The 17397-nt window shown below is 63.1% G+C and carries 18 protein-coding genes; 12 read left to right on the plus strand and 6 right to left on the minus strand.

Annotation, left to right across the window (positions count from 1 at the left end; all coding sequences use genetic code 11):
* Positions 1–3: 3 nt before the first annotated feature.
* Positions 4–549, minus strand: coding sequence for a WhiB family transcriptional regulator (locus ACFRJ9_RS10510; protein WP_377667246.1), 546 nt, complete (start codon positions 547–549; stop codon positions 4–6).
* A gap of 364 nt (positions 550–913) precedes the next feature.
* Between ACFRJ9_RS10510 and ACFRJ9_RS10515 the strand changes: the two genes are divergently transcribed.
* Positions 914–1609 carry a TIGR03089 family protein gene (locus ACFRJ9_RS10515; protein ID WP_377667249.1) on the plus strand — a complete coding sequence of 232 codons (696 nt, stop codon included), beginning with the start codon at positions 914–916 and terminating at the stop codon, positions 1607–1609.
* A 17-nt stretch (positions 1610–1626) separates the two neighbouring features.
* On the opposite strand, the gene ACFRJ9_RS10520 is transcribed toward ACFRJ9_RS10515, so the two are convergent.
* Positions 1627–2196, minus strand: a complete 570-nt coding sequence (locus tag ACFRJ9_RS10520; RefSeq protein WP_377667251.1) for a GtrA family protein — start codon at positions 2194–2196, stop codon at positions 1627–1629.
* A gap of 179 nt (positions 2197–2375) precedes the next feature.
* Between ACFRJ9_RS10520 and ACFRJ9_RS10525 the strand changes: the two genes are divergently transcribed.
* The 5 genes from ACFRJ9_RS10525 to ACFRJ9_RS10545 are packed head-to-tail and all read left to right on the plus strand — an operon-like array spanning position 2376 to position 8006.
* The gene (locus tag ACFRJ9_RS10525) at positions 2376–3563 is read left to right on the plus strand and encodes a 5-(carboxyamino)imidazole ribonucleotide synthase (RefSeq protein WP_377667254.1); all 1188 of its coding nucleotides are present in this window, start codon (positions 2376–2378) and stop codon (positions 3561–3563) included.
* Positions 3560–4123, plus strand: a complete 564-nt coding sequence (gene purE / locus ACFRJ9_RS10530; protein WP_377667257.1) for a 5-(carboxyamino)imidazole ribonucleotide mutase — start codon at positions 3560–3562, stop codon at positions 4121–4123. Before ACFRJ9_RS10525 ends, purE begins: the two co-directional genes overlap by 4 nt.
* Before the next feature lie 11 nt (positions 4124–4134).
* Entirely contained in the window at positions 4135–5763 is a 1629-nt protein-coding gene (locus ACFRJ9_RS10535; protein ID WP_377667260.1) for an LCP family protein, read from the plus strand.
* A 53-nt stretch (positions 5764–5816) separates the two neighbouring features.
* On the plus strand, positions 5817–7067 hold the full coding sequence (gene manA / locus ACFRJ9_RS10540; RefSeq protein ID WP_377667263.1) for a mannose-6-phosphate isomerase, class I: 1251 nt from the start codon (positions 5817–5819) through the stop codon (positions 7065–7067).
* Positions 7068–7070: 3 nt separating this feature from the next.
* On the plus strand, positions 7071–8006 hold the full coding sequence (locus ACFRJ9_RS10545; protein ID WP_377667266.1) for a lipid II:glycine glycyltransferase FemX: 936 nt from the start codon (positions 7071–7073) through the stop codon (positions 8004–8006).
* 272 nt (positions 8007–8278) lie between these two features.
* Here the strand turns inward: ACFRJ9_RS10545 and glpX are convergent, their stop codons facing one another.
* Positions 8279–9301, minus strand: a complete 1023-nt coding sequence (gene glpX / locus ACFRJ9_RS10550) for a class II fructose-bisphosphatase (RefSeq protein ID WP_208759896.1) — start codon at positions 9299–9301, stop codon at positions 8279–8281.
* A 200-nt stretch (positions 9302–9501) separates the two neighbouring features.
* On the opposite strand from glpX, the gene ACFRJ9_RS10555 reads away from it, so the two are divergent.
* From ACFRJ9_RS10555 to ACFRJ9_RS10575, 5 genes are all read left to right on the plus strand, one after another.
* A complete protein-coding gene (locus ACFRJ9_RS10555; protein ID WP_377667270.1) occupies positions 9502–10212 on the plus strand; it encodes a DUF4245 domain-containing protein in 711 nt (236 codons plus the stop codon).
* A 10-nt stretch (positions 10213–10222) separates the two neighbouring features.
* On the plus strand, positions 10223–10837 hold the full coding sequence (locus ACFRJ9_RS10560; RefSeq protein WP_011774029.1) for a carbonic anhydrase: 615 nt from the start codon (positions 10223–10225) through the stop codon (positions 10835–10837).
* Positions 10838–10924: 87 nt separating this feature from the next.
* Positions 10925–12352 carry a class II fumarate hydratase gene (locus ACFRJ9_RS10565; protein ID WP_377667273.1) on the plus strand — a complete coding sequence of 476 codons (1428 nt, stop codon included), beginning with the start codon at positions 10925–10927 and terminating at the stop codon, positions 12350–12352.
* Positions 12353–12512: 160 nt separating this feature from the next.
* On the plus strand, positions 12513–13181 hold the full coding sequence (locus tag ACFRJ9_RS10570) for a TetR/AcrR family transcriptional regulator (RefSeq protein WP_377667276.1): 669 nt from the start codon (positions 12513–12515) through the stop codon (positions 13179–13181).
* Positions 13178–14854 carry an MDR family MFS transporter gene (locus tag ACFRJ9_RS10575; protein ID WP_377667279.1) on the plus strand — a complete coding sequence of 559 codons (1677 nt, stop codon included), beginning with the start codon at positions 13178–13180 and terminating at the stop codon, positions 14852–14854. The genes ACFRJ9_RS10570 and ACFRJ9_RS10575 overlap by 4 nt, the downstream gene beginning before the upstream one ends.
* Here ACFRJ9_RS10575 and ACFRJ9_RS10580 read toward each other — a convergent pair whose 3' ends face one another.
* The 3 genes from ACFRJ9_RS10580 to ACFRJ9_RS10590 form a co-directional block, all read right to left on the minus strand.
* Positions 14855–15331, minus strand: coding sequence for an NUDIX domain-containing protein (locus tag ACFRJ9_RS10580; protein WP_377667282.1), 477 nt, complete (start codon positions 15329–15331; stop codon positions 14855–14857). It abuts the gene before it with no gap.
* Positions 15332–15335: 4 nt separating this feature from the next.
* Positions 15336–15836, minus strand: coding sequence for a hypothetical protein (locus ACFRJ9_RS10585; RefSeq protein ID WP_377667285.1), 501 nt, complete (start codon positions 15834–15836; stop codon positions 15336–15338).
* 122 nt (positions 15837–15958) lie between these two features.
* Positions 15959–16504 carry a prepilin peptidase gene (locus ACFRJ9_RS10590; RefSeq protein ID WP_377667288.1) on the minus strand — a complete coding sequence of 182 codons (546 nt, stop codon included), beginning with the start codon at positions 16502–16504 and terminating at the stop codon, positions 15959–15961.
* 142 nt (positions 16505–16646) lie between these two features.
* On the opposite strand from ACFRJ9_RS10590, the gene ACFRJ9_RS10595 reads away from it, so the two are divergent.
* Positions 16647–17372: a hypothetical protein gene (locus ACFRJ9_RS10595; RefSeq protein ID WP_377667291.1), complete on the plus strand. Its 726-nt coding sequence runs from the start codon at positions 16647–16649 to the stop codon at positions 17370–17372.
* Positions 17373–17397 lie beyond the last annotated feature (25 nt).

Below are 17397 nucleotides of genomic sequence, written 5' to 3' on the forward strand. Positions count from 1 at the left end.
GAATCAGACCGCTCGCTTCCTTAGCCGACGACGTTCCCGCTCCGAGAGGCCGCCCCAAATACCGAACCGCTCGTCATTTGCGAGAGCGTATTCCAAGCACTGCGAGCGGACGTTGCACGCTCCGCAGACCTTCTTGGCGTCCCTCGTCGAACCACCCTTTTCGGGGAAGAAAGCTTCCGGGTCGGTTTGTGCGCACAACGCGTCAGTCTGCCAACCGAGTTCGCCTTCGTCATCGAAGTCCCCTTGGCTTGGAAGGCCGATCCAGACGGGCTGCCCCGGCGTTTCCTGCGGACGACGCAACTCCATGGGAGGGTCATCAAGGTCTTCGTCCGGCCCGGCAGGCAGGTCACCGATCAACGCCTCATGTGCGGCCAGGAGGGCAGTTGCCTGATCCTCCAAAGACTGCTGAACATTCTGGTTGTATCGGTCTGCCGCTTCCGGATCCGCTGGGTCTACGTACCAATCCCCCGGTACGTCCCGCGAACGGTATTTCACCGACGCATGTTCTGCGACGACTGCATCTTCCTGGATACGCAACGCTTGCCCCATGGCGTCCCTCCTGATTTTGCAGCTGCTGCTTGGATGTATTTCCGATTCCCGGCGGTGTTCCGGTCATCTGTGCAGCGGCGTTGATTACTAATTACACGCGTGTAACTACCCACCAGTCAAGCTGCGCCGGGATAATAATCAAGATTCTGTAGAAACGTGGGATGCGCCACGCCCAATATTTCCGTCGCGCCGCCGCGCGTCCCCGCGGAAAATGGAAGCTTCACATCGGTTTACATGAACTTTCATTGAATTTGCGCGGAATTCGAGACGCGCCCGGATAATGACCAACGTCTGGACTAACGGGAGTGTGGGGCATTTCACAATCTCCCCCCGCTGCTCGTGGCCACCGTGACAAGATTGACCCATGAGCATCCCGGCAGTGAACCTGATGACCACGTTGCGATCCGGCCACTCAACCTCCCCGAGGCTGACGTGGTACGGCCCCGATTCCGAGCGCGTTGAGCTCTCCGGGCGCGTCCTGGACAACTGGGTTGCCAAGACCAGCAACCTATTGCAGGACGAACTCGACGCCGAGCCGGGCATGACCTTGCGGCTGGACCTGCCGGCGCACTGGAAATCCTTTGTGTGGGCGTTGGCCGCCTGGCAGCTCGGCATGGAGGTCATCTTCGACGAGACTTCCGCCGACCTTCTGGTCACAGACAATCCCGACGACGGCGCCGGTGCCGGCTTTGACGCGATAGTCGCCGTGCCCCTCGCGGCGCTGGCCATGCGCTGGCCGGGCGAGCTGCCCGCCGGCGTCGTGGACTATGCCGCGGAGGTCCGCTCCCATGGCGATGTCTTCATGGCGCACAACGAACCGGGTGGGGAACTGCCTGCCGTGGGTGGCGCCTCCGGGCACAGCCATGACGGCCTGCTGGATGGATTTGCCGCAGCCCAGGAACCCGGTGTCCGGCTGCTGGTGCGTGCGGCCGACGGACTGGCGTCCGGCCTGGCCGCTTCACTGGGCGCATGGAAAGAGGACGGGTCCGTGGTCCTGGTGCACCCGGACCTGGACGTTACCGAGCACCTGTTGGAGAACGAGCGCGTCAGCCGATCGTAGCTGCGGACTCCCTGGCGTCAGACGTTCTTGATGGAGGGGACGTCGCCGGTAGCCGGGTTCGTTGCGTTGGGTTCGCCAGCGTCCTTGGGCTTGTGGTGAAGGTCCAGGATCTCGTGGTCATGCGAGTAGGCGGGTTCGGCATCCAGCTCTTCGTTGAACACCCAGAAGCGGTAGGCGAAGAAGCGGAAAATGGTGCCCAGGATAAGGCCCACGACGCTGCCTGCCACGAAAAGGGACGGCTTGTCGTTCAGATCCAGGATGTACTTGGCGAACCACACACAACCGGACGCGATCAGCAGTCCCACGAGGTTCATCACTGCAAACAGGACGGCTTCGCGCACCACGTTGGCCTGCTTGCGGTGGCGGAACGTCCAGAAGCGGTTGGCCACCCATGAGAACACGCTTGCCACGATCGTGGCGATCGCTTTGGCCCACACCTCGCTGCCGTGCATGGGACCGGAGAAGAGCCAGATGAAAACGGCCGAATCAATGACAAAAGCAACACCGCCTACGGCGCCGAACTTTGCTACCTCGCGCCAGAAAAGCGAGGCAAGTCCGCGGATGCGATCTGCAAGTGTGGTGATCATGACCCTCCATGGCCGTTGAAAAATGGGCCGATGGGCCAAACCCATTTTAGCGCCGATTTCCAAGCGTTGCCCGGGAGCGGGCTGTGAGAAGCCCGATACCACCCCGGTTCAGGGTCCGAAAGGCGGCGAAAGAGCGGCAGAATCAGTGATCCCGCCGCCGGTTCGGTAGGCTGAACCTTGTGACTTTTCCAGTAATTGGCGTTGTTGGCGGCGGCCAGCTCGCACGAATGATGGCCCCGCCCGCTACCGCCCTGGGCATCGAACTCCGTGTTTTGGCCGAAGGTGAGGACGTTTCGGCTGTTGCCGCAGTGGCCTCGGCGCCGATCGGCGACTACAAGGACCTGAACGCCCTCCTTGAGTTCTCCAAGGGCCTGGACGTGCTGACGTTCGACCATGAACATGTTCCTACCGAGCACTTGCGCGCCCTGTTGGATGCCGGTGTCAACGTCCAGCCCGGCCCCGATGCCCTGGTCAACGCCCAGGACAAATTGGTCATGCGCGCGGCGATCGATCGCCTCGGCCTTCCCAACCCTGAGTGGTCTGCCGTGCACACGGTTGACGAACTGATCGCCTTTGGCGATCGGATCGGCTGGCCCGTGGTGCTGAAGACACCCCGCGGCGGCTACGACGGCAAGGGCGTCCGGATTGTCGACTCCGCGGATGACGCCCAGGGTGCAGCGGACTGGTTCGAAGCCATGAGCCCCTTGCTGGCCGAAGCCAAAGTGGAATTCAGCCGCGAACTATCCGCCCTTGTGGCCCGTACGCCTGGCGGCGAGTCGCGGGCATGGCCCGTGGTCCACACCATTCAGGTGGACGGCGTGTGCGACGAAGTCATCGCCCCGGCACAAAACATCCCCCTTGAGGTAGCGGCCGCTGCCGAAGAGGCCGCACTGCGCATTGCCAATGAACTCGGCGTCACAGGTGTCATGGCCGCGGAACTGTTTGAAACGCCCGGCGTCGGCGTGGGCTTCCTGATCAACGAACTGGCCATGCGTCCGCACAACACGGGTCACTGGACACAGGACGGTTCCATCACCAGCCAGTTCGAACAGCACCTGCGGGCAGTGCTGGACCTCCCGCTGGGCGCCACCGATGCCTTGGCCCCTGTGGTGGTCATGAAGAACTTCCTCGGTGGCGATAACCAGGACCTCTTCAAGGCGTTTCCCATGGCGTTGGCATACGAGCCGGCGGCCAAGGTGCATTCCTACGGCAAGTCCGTGCGCCCCGGCCGCAAGATCGGCCACGTAAACCTCGTTGGCAGCTCCGTTTCCGACGTCGACTCCGTTCGCCAGCGGGCCACTGCCGTGGCAGACATCATCCGCGACGGCCGCATGCCGGCGCAGACCACCCCCGAGGAGACCTCATGACTTCAGAATCCACTGCCCCGCTCGTTGGGCTCGTGATGGGCTCCGATTCCGACTGGCCGGTCATGGAGGCCGCAGCGGATGCCTTGGCCGAGTTCGGGATCCCCTTTGAAGCGGATGTCGTCTCTGCGCACCGCATGCCCACGGAGATGATCCGCTATGGACAGACGGCCCACGAACGCGGCCTGCGCGTCATCATTGCCGGCGCCGGTGGCGCCGCACATCTTCCGGGAATGCTCGCATCGGTCACCCCGCTGCCCGTAATCGGCGTGCCCGTTCCGCTGAAGACCCTGGACGGCATGGACTCTCTGCTGTCCATCGTGCAGATGCCCGCCGGCGTTCCGGTAGCCACGGTCTCCATCGCCGGCGCCCGCAACGCTGGACTCCTGGCTGTGCGCGTGCTCGCGTCTGGAACAGACGATCTTGCAAGCAAGCTGCGCGCCGACCTCCTTGCCTTTGCCCAGGAGCTGAACGACGTCGCCACCAAGAAGGGCGAAAACCTGCGCCACAAAGTCCAAGAGGTCTTCTCCCCTGCCAACGCCTCTGCCCGGAGCTCCCGCTAGGAAGGCAGCGGATGACTACCATGCACAAGAGTCCGAATCAGCCCGGTTCCGCACTGACTGATCCTGTCCGGTATCCGTCCGGGGCCACTGCTCCGGTGCGGACCAAACGCGCCTTCGTGCTGGTCCTCCTCACTCTCTTCATCCCCGGCAGCGCCCAGATCGTCGCCGGCGACCGGAAACTCGGCCGTGCGGCGTTGCGTGTCACGCTCACTGTATGGGCCCTGGCGCTGGTAACTATCTTCATCGCCCTGGTGAACAGGACGATGCTGCTCAGCATCGTGACCCACCCCGTGGGCTCGCTGGTCATCATCGTGGTCCTGGTGGCGTTGGCCTTGGGCTGGGCGTACTTGTTCCTCAACACCTTGCGCATCATTCGGCCCACCCTGCTTGCACCGGGAATGCGGCCCATTATTGCCGTGGTCCTGACCCTCGCAACGGTCCTGGCCAGTGGATCGCTGGGCTACATCGCATACGTCTTGAACGTGAGCCGCAATGCCATCGGCAGCATCTTCGACGCCGGTCCCGCGATCGACCCCGTGGACGGACGCTACAACTTCCTCATGATGGGCGGCGACGCCGGGGATGACAGGACCGGTCGCCGGCCGGACAGTCTCTCGGTGATCAGCGTGGACGCCAAAACCGGCGAGAGCGCCATCATTTCGGTCCCCCGCAACCTTCAGAACGCCCAGTTCAGCGAAGGTTCGCCCATGCGCAAGATCTATCCCGACGGCTACAACTGCGGGGACGAATGCCTCATTAACGCCGTCAACACCGAGGTCACCAACAATTACAAGGACCTCTACCCGGGTGTCGCAGATCCCGGCGCGCAGGCCACCTTGGAAGCCGTTTCCGGCACTCTGGGCATCACCGTCCAGGCATATGTCCTGGTGGACATGGACGGATTCGCCAGGCTCATCGACGCCATGGGTGGCATCCGCATCAAAGCCGGCGGCTGGGTGCCCATCAGTGGTCCCGTCACTGACGAAGCCAACGGAATCCACGGCATGCCTGATGGCTGGATACCGGCCGGCGACCAGCACTTGGACGGCTTCCATGCCCTTTGGTACGGCCGTTCCCGCGAGTTCGTGGATGACTACGCCCGCATCGCCCGCCAGCAGTGCGTGCAGCAGGCCATGCTCAAACAGTTGGATCCGGCCACGCTCCTGACCAAGTTCGAGGACATTGCCAACGCCGGCACCAAGGTGGTTGACTCGAACATTTCCTCGGGCCAGCTCGGAAGCTTCGTGGACCTGGCGCTGAAGTCAAAGAACCAACCGGTCAAGCGACTTACCATCGGGCCACCCGACTTTGATGCCTCGTTCTCCACGGTCCCGGACTTCGATTTGATCCACGCCAAGGTCCAGGAAACCCTGGCTTCTTCCCGCAGTCCCAAGGCCGATGACGCCGTCGTTTCCAATGACCGTCCCGCCGCCGGAACCATCGTGGCCGCCGGACCGACAGGAACCAGCCTCCTGCCCGCAAGCCAACTGCCCTCGCCGTCGGCCGACTTCACTCCGGTGACCACCACCCCGGACGGCACGCCGATCACCATCGAATTGTTGAATGGCCTCAAGGCGCAAGGCGACGAGCAAGGCATCCGTGACCTGGTGGCCACCAACGGACAGTGCGCACCGCTGTAAGCTGGCACGTCCGCTCCACCCCACGTTCAGCGCAACGATAAGGACCTTCTTTCGTGTACCAGATTGAGAATGTTTTGAGACCCTACGTGTGGGGTTCCACGACGGCGATCGCGGACTTGTTGGGTCGGCCCGCCTCCGGCGGTCCGGAGGCAGAGCTGTGGATCGGGGCCCACCCGGATTCCCCGTCCACTGCGATCCACCCGAACGGCGTGACGCAGCCGCTTGACGCGCTGATTACCTCCGATCCCGCGCATTTCCTGGGGTCAGGAAGCCTGGCCGCATTCGGGCCGCGTCTGCCGTTCCTCACCAAGCTCCTGGCAGCGGAAGAGCCCCTGTCCTTGCAGGTCCACCCCAGCCTGGAGCAGGCCCGGGAGGGCTATGCCCGTGAGAACGCCGCCGGCCTTGCTGCCGGCTCGGCTGAGCGCAATTACAAGGATGACAACCACAAGCCGGAGATGATCTACGCGCTGACGCCCTTCAGGGCTCTGTGCGGTTTCAGGCCCGCGGCCGCATCGAGAAGTGTCTTTGAGCACTTGGCAACCGTCCTGGATTCGGCCGCCATGGAAGTCCCGGCCATCATCACCGGTGTCATCGCCGACCTCGGACTGGCAGATGAGTCGGCGGCCCTCAAGGCAGCCTTCACGCGCTTGATCGAAGGCGGACGTGAAGTATCCGAGGCCGTGGTGGAAGTCGAATCCGTCCTGCGCTCAGGTGCGCCGCGGGAACCGCACAGGGAAGCCCTGACGGCCATGCTGGGCATCAACGAGGCTTTCCCGGGCGACCCCGGGGTGCTCATCTCCTTGCTCCTGAACCACCTGTCGCTTGAGCCGGGCGAAGCCGTATACCTGCCCGCAGGCAACGTCCACGCCTACATCCGTGGCCTGGGGGTAGAGGTCATGGCGACCTCCGACAACGTCCTGCGCGGCGGCCTGACCCCCAAGCACGTGGATGTCCCGGAGCTGCTCAAGACGGTGCGGTTCGAGGCCCTCGGGGTTCCCAAGGTCCTGGCCGAAGGCACGGAGTTCGGGCAGGAACTGTACCGTCCACCGTTCAAGGAGTTCCAGCTTCAGCGCATTGAACTTGGCCCGGGTTCCGAGCCGGTGCCATTGGCGCAAAACGGGCCGGCCGTCGTCGTCGTGGTTGCCGGTTCGGTGCTGCTCGACTCCCCCAAGAGCGATCTCCGCCTCCAGCGCGGCGCTGCGGCTTTCATCCCCGATGCCGAAGCCCCGGTGAACGTGCACCCTGTCCAGGGCACCACGGATACCAGCATCGCTTTCGCCGTGACCACTGGTCTGGGGAACTGATCCATGGAGTTTTTCCTTCAAACGCCCGCGTGGGCCGCAGTCCAGCGTTCACTCGGACGCCAGGTCCATGAGCAGTCGGGTCCCGGCTGGAGCTTCCTCGCCGTAGAGGAGAAAAACCCTGCGGGCAAGGTCATCTATACCCCTTATGGGCCAGTGGCGGAGTCCGTGGAGGCTTTCGACGCCGCCACTGCCGCTTTGCTTGCTCTGGCCAAAAAGGAGCGCGCTGTCTTCGTGCGGATGGAGCCTGCAGCGGCAGGATTTACCGCGTCCGACGCCGGTCCGCTCCTCCGTGCGCGCGGCCTACAGCCGGCGCCGGTCAACCAGCAGCCTGAACTGAGCTGGATCGTGGATCTTGAAGGTGACTTCAAGGACGTCCTGGCGGGCATGAAGCCAACCAACCGGAACCTGTACCGGAATATCCACAAGAAGGGTGTGACGTTCCGGGCCTCCCAGGACCCGGCGGAAATCTCGGTGCTCCTGCACTTCCTCCACCTGACCGCGGCCAGGAACGGCTTCAAGCCCCAGAGCGACGATTACCTCACTCAGGTGGCCGAATCGCTGCTCCCATCCGGCGCGGGAACCTTGTTCATCGCTGAGCTTGAGGGCGAACCGATCGCCGCTGCCTTCGCCTACGATTCTGCCGATACCCGCGTGTACGCCCATGCGGCGCTGGATGACACCCACCGAAAGCTCAGCGCCGGGATCCCCCTGCTGGTGACCCTGATGGCCGATGCCAAGGAAAAGGGCCTCAAGCATGTGGATCTCTGGGGCGTGGCGCCCGAGGATCAGCCGGACCATAAGTGGGCTGGCTTCACGGCCTTCAAGAAGTCCTTCGGAGGCCGCGAAGTCTCCTACCCCGGTACCTGGGACCTCCCGGTGAACAAGCTCCGCTACGGCGCATACCAACTGGCGCGGAAGCTCCGCGACAAACTCCGCTAATCCCCGCGCCAGGACCGCGTTCCTCCACCACCCACTTTGAGCTCCCCCTCGCCCCAACACACCGTGAATGACGGCGTGTCGGCAGAGTTCCATAGCCAAAGTAGGTGGTGGCGGCACACCTTGAGCCCTGCCCCACCCCACAACAGCGCGAAGCCTGAAGCCGGCCGGACACAGAGAAGGACGGCGAGTATCGCGATAGCGGCATCAAATCGACGAGGTACGAGGAGATAGCCGCCGAGCGATGCTCGCCGTCCTTCTGTTAGCTGCGGAGGTTACGGCTTGCGCGCGTACGTCTCCCACTTGGAGGCGTGGTGCTCAGCATCAACGAAGCGCACGGTCCCGGACTTCGAGCGCATCACGATGGACTGCGTCAGAACGCGGTCCTTCTGGTAGCGGACGCCGTGGAGGAGATCGCCGTCGGTGATGCCGGTTGCTGCGAAGTAGCAGTTGTCGGAGGTGACGAGGTCGTTGGTGGAGAGGACGCGGTCGAGGTCGTGTCCGGCGTCGATTGCCTTTTGCTTCTCTTCGTCCGACGTCGGCCACAGGCGGCCCTGGATGACGCCACCGAGTGACTTGATGGCGCAGGCCGCAACGATGCCCTCCGGGGTACCGCCGATGCCCATGAGGGCGTCCACACCGGTGCCGGAGCGGGCCGCAGCGATGGCGCCGGCGACGTCGCCGTCCATGATGAATTTGGTGCGCGCACCGGCTTCGCGGATTTCTTCCACGAGGGGGCGGTGGCGGTCACGGTCCAGGATCATGACGTTGAGCTGGTTGACCTTGACGCCCTTGGCTTTGGCGATGAGGTGCAGGTTCTGCTTGACGGGCAGGCGCAGGTCCACCATGTCCGCGGCTTCGGGGCCGGTGACGAGCTTCTCCATGTAGAAGACAGCCGAGGGGTCGAACATGGAGCCGCGCTCGGCAACTGCCAGGACTGCGAGGGCATTGTTGATGCCGAGTGCGGTGAGGCGGGTTCCGTCGATGGGATCCACGGCAACGTCACACTCAGGGCCGGTGCCGTCACCAACCTGCTCGCCGTTGAACAGCATGGGGGCTTCATCTTTTTCGCCTTCACCGATGACCACGACGCCATTGAAGTGGACGGTGTGAAGGAACGAACGCATGGCATCGACGGCGGCGCCGTCAGCCTTGTTCTTGTCGCCGAAACCTACCCAGTGGCCACCGGCAATTGCCGCGGCTTCGGTAACACGGACGAGTTCCAGCGCAAGGTTGCGGTCGGGTTCGTCGATGCCGACGGCGAGCGACGGCGAAATCGTGGAATACTGCTGGGTCATTGGTGCAGGAGACACTTGAACCTCTTCTTCGAGTGACGATTCACGGGACCGGACATGGTTGCGCGGGGCAACCCGGGGTTCCTCTACCAACGATCATAGTCGCCGCATCCACCGGGAGTCGTTGAATGACCACCGGCCCCAATACCGGTGGTGAGGTTGCCGGATGTGTGTTCCCTGTCCCGATAAGGGATCATGGAGTGGTGAGTGAAACGCAGGACAAGCCCGCTGCCAGCCCTGATCCGGCTGCTGCCGAGGCTGATCAAACCAGTGCCCCGGATGCCCCCTACAAGCCCGTCATTGCGGCGAAAGCCGCCAAACGGGCCAACGCGTCCGTGATCGGCATGATCATTGCGTTGGTGGTGTGCGTGCTGGCCTTCCTGCCTGTGGTCCTCATGAACCCGGCGCCTAAAGGTGAGGGCTTCCGCCCCGCCGTGGACGTGGCGGCCATCGCCCGCAACGCTGCGGATGTGGCGGGATTCACACCGGTCACACCCGATACCGGCGACACATTCAAGCCGAACTATGCCCGTTGGGAGTCCGGAACCGGCACGGGTGTTCCCACATGGGAAGTTGGCTTCCTGACTCCCAAGGAGGCCTTTATCGGCCTCACCCAGACCAGCCAGGCGAACCCCACCTGGGTTTTGCAGCAGACCGGCAACCTTCCCGTGACCGGGACGCGCAACGCCGGAGGCCAGGACTGGGAGCTGCGGGATTCGGGCAAGGAGAAGCGAAGCATGGTGCTTGAGTACCGTGGGACCACGCTCATCCTGAGCGGCACGGCAAGCATTGACGAGTTCGCCACCCTGGCCGCCGCCGTCGTGAAATCTGCCGACCAAGCGCCTTCGGCAACGGCACCGGCCAGCACCGGACCCGGCGCAACAGTTTCACAGACTGGCACCCCTGCGCCGTAAAGTAAGGCTCGTGCCTACTTACCTGACCCCAGCCCTGGCGTGGCGCCGTCTCCGCGAGGGCAACGAACGCTTTGTTTCCGGCGAATCCCTGCACCCCAACCAGGACGCTTCCCGACGATCTTCCCTGATCGAGAACCAGAATCCCTTTGCGGTAATCTTTGGCTGCTCGGATTCGCGGCTCGCTGCAGAAATCATCTTCGACCTCGGCCTGGGCGACGCTTTCGTAGTCCGTACCGCCGGCCAGGTCATTGATGACGCAGTCCTTGGCTCCCTCGAGTACAGCATCAGCGAACTCCGTGTTCCGCTGATCGTCATTCTGGGCCATGACAGCTGTGGCGCCGTCAAGGCCACCAAGGCTGCGGTTGAAACGGGCGAGATGCCTCCGGGCTTCATCCGCGACCTCGTTGAGCGAATCACACCGTCCGTATTGACGGCCAAGCGCAACAGCCAGGAAGACGTCAACGACATGGTGGTGGAGCACGTGAAGCAAACTGCCGCCCGCCTGGCTGACAGTTCGCGTGTGATTTCCGACGCCATCGACGACGGCCGCGTTGCTGTCATCGGCCTGTCCTACAAGCTCGATGAGGGCCGTGCGGCCCTCGTTTCCGGGATCGGCAAGCTCTAAGAGGCCGCGCTCCGGCCTCTGTGCCGGAGCACGTAGCACTCCCCTCCGGGTTTTCGGTGAGGCGTCCAATCGCCCTAAGCTAGCCCCATGACTTCCACCACTGAGTTCCGTATTGAACATGACACGATGGGCGAAGTTCGCGTCCCCGTGAACGCCCTGTACCGCGCCCAGACGCAGCGTGCTGTGGAGAACTTCCCGATCTCCGGCAAGACGCTTGAGCGCACCCACATCGAGGCCCTCGCCCGCGTCAAGAAGGCAGCCGCACTGGCGAACGCCGAACTGGGGGTGCTCGATGGCGAGCTCGCCGAGGCCATCGCCGCAGCTGCCGATGAGGTTGCCACCGGCAAATACGACGGCGACTTCCCGATCGACGTCTTCCAGACCGGCTCGGGCACTTCCTCCAACATGAACACCAACGAGGTCATCGCCGAGCTCGCTTCGCGCGCCCTCGCGTCCGCCGGGAGTGACAAAGTTGTCCACCCGAACGACCATGTGAACGCTTCGCAGTCCTCCAACGACGTCTTCCCGACGTCCGTGCACGTTGCTGCCACCTCGGCCCTGATCAATGACCTGATCCCGGCACTTGAGTACCTGGCAGCCTCCCTGGACCGCAAGGCCGTGGAGTTCAAGGACGTTGTGAAGTCCGGCCGCACGCACCTCATGGACGCTACGCCCGTCATGCTGGGCCAGGAATTCGGCGGCTACGCAGCCCAGGTCCGCTACGGCATCGAGCGCATCAACGCAGCCCTCCCCCGCGTCGCCGAGGTTCCCCTCGGTGGAACGGCTGTTGGTACCGGCATCAACACTCCGGCCGGCTTCCCGGAGCGTGTCATCGAGCTGCTCGCAGCCGACACCGGCCTGCCGCTGACCGAGGCCCGCGACCACTTCGAGGCCCAGGCAAACCGCGACGGCCTCATCGAGGGCTCCAGCCAGCTCCGCAACATCGCGATCTCCTTCATGAAGATCAACAACGACCTCCGCTGGATGGGCTCGGGCCCCAACACCGGCCTCGGCGAAATCGCCATCCCTGACCTTCAACCGGGCTCCTCGATCATGCCGGGCAAGGTCAACCCGGTCATCTGTGAAGCGTCCATCATGGTCTGCGCCCAGGTCATCGGCAACGACACCGCGATCGCCTGGTCCGGCACCAACGGCGCGTTCGAACTGAACGTAGGCATCCCCGTCATGGCTGCCAACCTTCTTGAGTCCATCCGCCTGCTGGCCAACACCAGCCGCGTCATGGCCGACAAGATGATCGACGGCATCACCGCCAACGTTGAGCGTGCCCGGTTCCTGGCCGAAGCGTCCCCGTCCATCGTGACCCCGCTGAACAAGTTCATCGGTTACGAGAACGCCGCCAAGATTGCCAAGATCGCCGTCAAGGAAGGCCTGACCATCCGCCAGGCCACCGAGAAGCTCGGCTTCGTCGGCGAAGGCGAAGGCAAGGTCACCGAGGCAGAACTCGACAAGGCCTTGGACGTCACCACCATGACCTCCCCGGCCCACAAGGCCTAGCTCCTGGCCTAACACCCACAGGGCTCAACACCCACAGCACGACGACGGCCGGTACCTTTCGCCCGAAAGGTACCGGCCGTCGTCGTACCCGGCCCCCTGTGAGAGATGACACAGGGCAATCTTTTTGCACTTTCTACACTTGAGTGCAAAACTTTACTTTGTGAGCAATAGTGCAAATACTGACGGCGGCCTCCGCGAGCGCAAGCGGGCCGCCACGCTGTCGGCGATTACCGCCGTGGCACGTACCCTGACCGCAGAACGCGGACTCAACGGCTACACGGTGGAAGAAGTTTGCGAAGGGGCCGGGATTTCCCGACGAACGTTCTTCAATTACTTCCACTCCAAGGAAGACGCCGTCATTGGTTCATTCTCGGACGAACTCCCCCAAGACGCCCTCGAGGCCTTCACCCTGAATCCGCGTCACACACCGGGGTCCATCTCAGGGACCCTCCTGGCTGCGCTCCAGCGCCTGACGCTCACCATCGTTGAGCGCTCCACCATCAGCCGGGCAGAAGTGCACCAACTCATTGCCGCCATCAAGGCGGAACCGCAATTGCTGGGACGGATGACGTTGGAGGGGGAGGCAAGGGAGCGGCAGTTCGCTGAGCTCGTCGCGGCCCGTGAGGGCCTCGTCCCGGACCACCCGGAAATCATCGTCGCCACGGTCGCCTTCGGAGCTGTCTCCAAGACGACGGCCCAGCAGTTCTTTTCCGAGGACAACACCCGGCCCTACCGCGAGCTCCTGACCCAGAACCTCGTGGCGGCCCAAAAGCTCTTTTCACAACCACTGGACACCACGCCTGCAGAAACCCCGAAGGACCCCGCATGAGTACACTCTCGAAGGCGGCAGAACCACTGCTGCTGACCCAGAAACGGATCTGGATCATCTTCTCGGCGCTGATCGCAGGCATGCTCCTGTCCAGCCTCGACCAAACCATCGTCTCCACCGCCATGCCCACCATCGTGGGCAAGCTCGGCGGAGTGGAGCACCAGGCCTGGATCACCACGGCCTACCTGCTGGCCACCACCATCGTCATGCCGATCTACGGCAAGTTCGGCGACATCCTGGGCCGCCGCAACCTGTTCCTTGTTGCCATCGCCCTGTTTACGCTCGCCTCTGTGGGCTGCGCTTTCGCCACTGATTTCTGGGGCTTCGTGATCTTCCGCGCCATCCAGGGCTTGGGCGGCGGCGGTTTGATGATCCTCTCGCAGGCCATCATCGCCGACATTGTTCCGGCCAAGGACCGCGGAAAGTACATGGGCCCCCTGGGCGCCATCTTTGGGTTGTCCGCAGTTGCCGGTCCGCTGCTGGGTGGCTTCTTCGTGGACCACCTGACCTGGGAATGGGCTTTCTACATCAACATCCCCATTGGTATCGCAGCCTTCATTACTGCGTGGTTTACTTTGACGCTGCCGAACAAGAAGGCCGAGAAGAAGATCGACATCCTGGGTGTCCTGTTCCTCTCTGCTGCGACAACCTGCCTTATCTTCTTCACCGACTTCGGCGGCAAGAAGGAAGAAGGCTGGGACTCGCCCCTTACTTGGGCGTTCGGTGCCGGCATGGTCCTCGCAGGCGTTGCTTTCATCATGGCTGAACGGCGTGCCGAAGACCCGATTATTCCGCTGAGCCTGTTCAAGAACCCCATCTTCATCAACGCCACAGCCATCGGCTTCACGCTGGGCCTGGGCATGTTTGCCGCCATCGCGTTCGTTCCCACGTTCCTGCAGATGTCCTCCGGAACGTCCGCCGCGGAATCGGGTCTGCTGATGCTGCCGATGATGGTCGGCCTCATGGGCACTTCCATCTACTCCGGTATCCGCATCTCCAAGACCGGAAAATACAAGATGTTCCCGATCCTGGGCGCGGCGTTGACCATTGCAGCCATGCTCTGGCTGACGACGCTCACCGCAGAAACGGCCATTTGGGTCATTTGCGTTCAGCTCTTCATCTTCGGTGCAGGCCTTGGCCTGATCATGCAGGTCATCGTCCTGGTGGTCCAGAACTCCGTACCGGCAGACCAGATCGGCACCGCGACCAGCACCAACAACTACTTCCGTGAAGTTGGGGCATCCTTGGGTGTGGCCGTGTTCGGTTCCATCTTCACCAACCGCCTGGCTGAGTCGTTGACCAATGCCTTCACCGGCGCGGGTGCCTCAGCGGAGCAGGCATCACAGTCCACCAGCACGCTCGATCCCCAGGCGTTGGCCCAGTTGCCCGAACAGCTGCGTGACGCGATCGTCAACGCGTACGCCAACTCGCTGGCGCCCGTGTTCTGGTACTTGGTTCCGTTCATTGCCATTGCACTCCTGCTGGCCATCACGTTGAAGCAAATCCCGCTCTCGGACACCGCAGGCATGGTGGCGCGCGGCGAGGCCGTGGGCGGCGAGGAAGCTGAAAGGCTTGAGGCCGAGCGTCTGGAGACAGCCCAGCTGGAGGCCGGTCTGGCAGCCTCGGACGACCTCGACAAAGATCGTCCTACGGCCTCCGCGGGACGTCAGTAGCTAATCCTCCAACTGGTACGCCACGGGGCCCTCGGGCTCCGTGGCAAGCCTGATGGCTTCGAGGTTTCCGGCGCTCATGTCCGGGAGGTCGTCCAACGCGAACCACCCGACGGCAAGCGATTCGTCGTCGTTGACCCTGGCTTCTCCCGACACATATCTGCAGCGGAACGTGATGTCCAGGAAGTCGCAGACGTCGCCATTGGGAAAGGTCACCGGCCCTACAACTCCGACGCCGACGATGCGCTCAGTCTCTGCCACTACCGCTGTTTCCTCGAAGATCTCGCGCACCAACCCCGGCGCCGGATGTTCTCCGGGCTCAAGCATTCCGGTGATCAGGGCCCAATGACCGTTGTCGGCACGTTGTCCCAGCAGCACGTTGCCGTCGTCATCGAAGACCACCCCACGCACGGCAGGCAGCCACAGGGGGTCGTTCCCGATCTTTTCCCGCAGTTTGAGCACAAAATCCGGTGCACCCATGGTGTCAGCTTTCCCTTAATTCGATCGTGGCGTGTGAATTGCTCAAAGTCAGGACGCCGCCGTCGAGCTTCCACGTAACCGGCTGGTCGAAGAGCTTCTCTGTCCACTCCTGGTAGCTGAACGTGGGCCCCTCGCATCCTCTGTCGCTCACCATCCTCCAACGCGGTGTGAGGACATCATCGTCTCGCGAAACGGCTACCTGCAGATAGTTACAGGGAGTGTAGACGAACAACGTCCACACTCCGTCGAACTTCGCTGACGTCAGCTTCAGCGGATATGTGCCGAGCCACGCTACATCTCCTGTGGCGTCTGTTCCGTGTACGGAGGTGAACTCGGAACAACCCAGCGGAGTCTCGCAGGAATGTACCGGTTGCCCGGCGGTGACCGGTTGACCGTCTGATGGCGCCGACACTGCGGGATCAGTGACTTCCTGCCCGCAACCGGTCAGCAGGACGGCGCAGGCGATGAACAGTCCTTCCACAAGCCTGAGCCTGGTCCGATGCATTGCAATTCTCCTGGCGCGTCAGAACACTCGCTGCGCTAAGCATGCCGCAGGCCGGTGACCATGGAGAATACGGGGAGGGTTGCAGTTTGGCCGCAGTTGGTCAGGCGAATGGGGTGAGGGCGTCACGCAGGCAGCAGCACCATTGCGGCCGCCGCTCCGGCCAACATGAAGGGGCCGAAAGGGATAGCTGAGCTGAGCGTCCCCCGCTTGGCCATCAGGACCACCAAGCTCCACAGTCCCCCCAGCAGGAAAGCCGCGAAAGTGCCCGCGAAAACATGCGTCCATCCCAGGTAACCCAAGTACAGGCCCAGTACGCCGGCTAGCTTGACGTCCCCGAACCCCATCCCCGGCGGGTGGATGAGCCGCAAGACGAAGTAGAAGACCCAAACGACTGCGCCTCCGGCGACTACCCCAAGCCCTGGCACCCCGAACAGCACAGCGGCCAGTGTTGGCCGCGGGTCACTCAAGAAGGCCACCAAGCAGGCCGACAGCAAAAGCACGCCGGCCACTGCATAGGACGGAAACACTATGCGGTTGGGCAGCAGGTGACTGCGGACATCGATCACCGTGAGCCGGACGGCCATCACCAGGAAGTAGAGGCACGCGGCCGCCACGAGCCAGAAGGCCGGCGGGCTGGCATCCCAGAGGTCGGAGAGTCGTCGGATCACCTTCGGATGCTATCTTCTTTTGCCCGCCTGGCCTGATTGAACGCCTAGGTAAACTGTGGATATGGGGCGATATAGTGCAGGTGAATCGGGTTTCGGGTCGGGTTTTGGACCGGCCAACAGCCATGGCAGTCAGCATCCCGACATGTCCTCCACATTCCGAAATCTCTGCCGCTCTTCACCCTGGAAGTGGAACAGCCTCCGCTTCGAATATTTGGAAAAGCCCGGGACGGGCGCCAACCTCGTCCGGGCTTGGCTTCGGCGCCCGGGCGCCCTCCGGCTGGAGACTCCGGACGGTCAGCTGATCCATAGCACCACCGGCATCAACGACTCACGGGATGATCTGTATGTCAGCTCCACGCGCCGCTCCTGGCTGCTGCCGGCGCATCTGGTCACCCCCGTGTATGACGACGCCGGACTGGTGAGGAGGCGCCCGGAGGCGGCCTACGGTGAGCCCTCCTTTGGCAACGGTCGCCTTGCCGCCGCCCTGGACCCGGTGGAATTGGCAGGCAACGCACCCGTGCCCCTGGAATTTCCGGACTCCAACAGGGTCTTCCTGGAGGAACCCCGCGAAGTGGACCACGAAGGCCGCCTTGCGTTGGAATCGATCGTCACCCGGAGCAGAACGTACGTCCCCGCCGATCCTGACGAGCCTTTGGCGCACCCGGGCCGGACCATGATCAGGATCGATGCCGGAACAGGCGTGTGCGTCGCAAGCGAAGGTTTGGATGGCGATGCGTCCGGCAAGGGCCATTGGCTCAAGATCCTGGCGGTGGACGAATACATGCTGGATGATCTGTTCCTGGCCGAGTCAATGAACCTCACGGACGTGCGCCGCCATATTTCCTGGGACATCGGACAGTCCACCTAGGCAGTGCACCAGCCCCGAATCCTGA

Source organism: Paenarthrobacter sp. NPDC056912, from assembly GCF_042786555.1.
GTDB lineage: Bacteria > Actinomycetota > Actinomycetes > Actinomycetales > Micrococcaceae > Arthrobacter.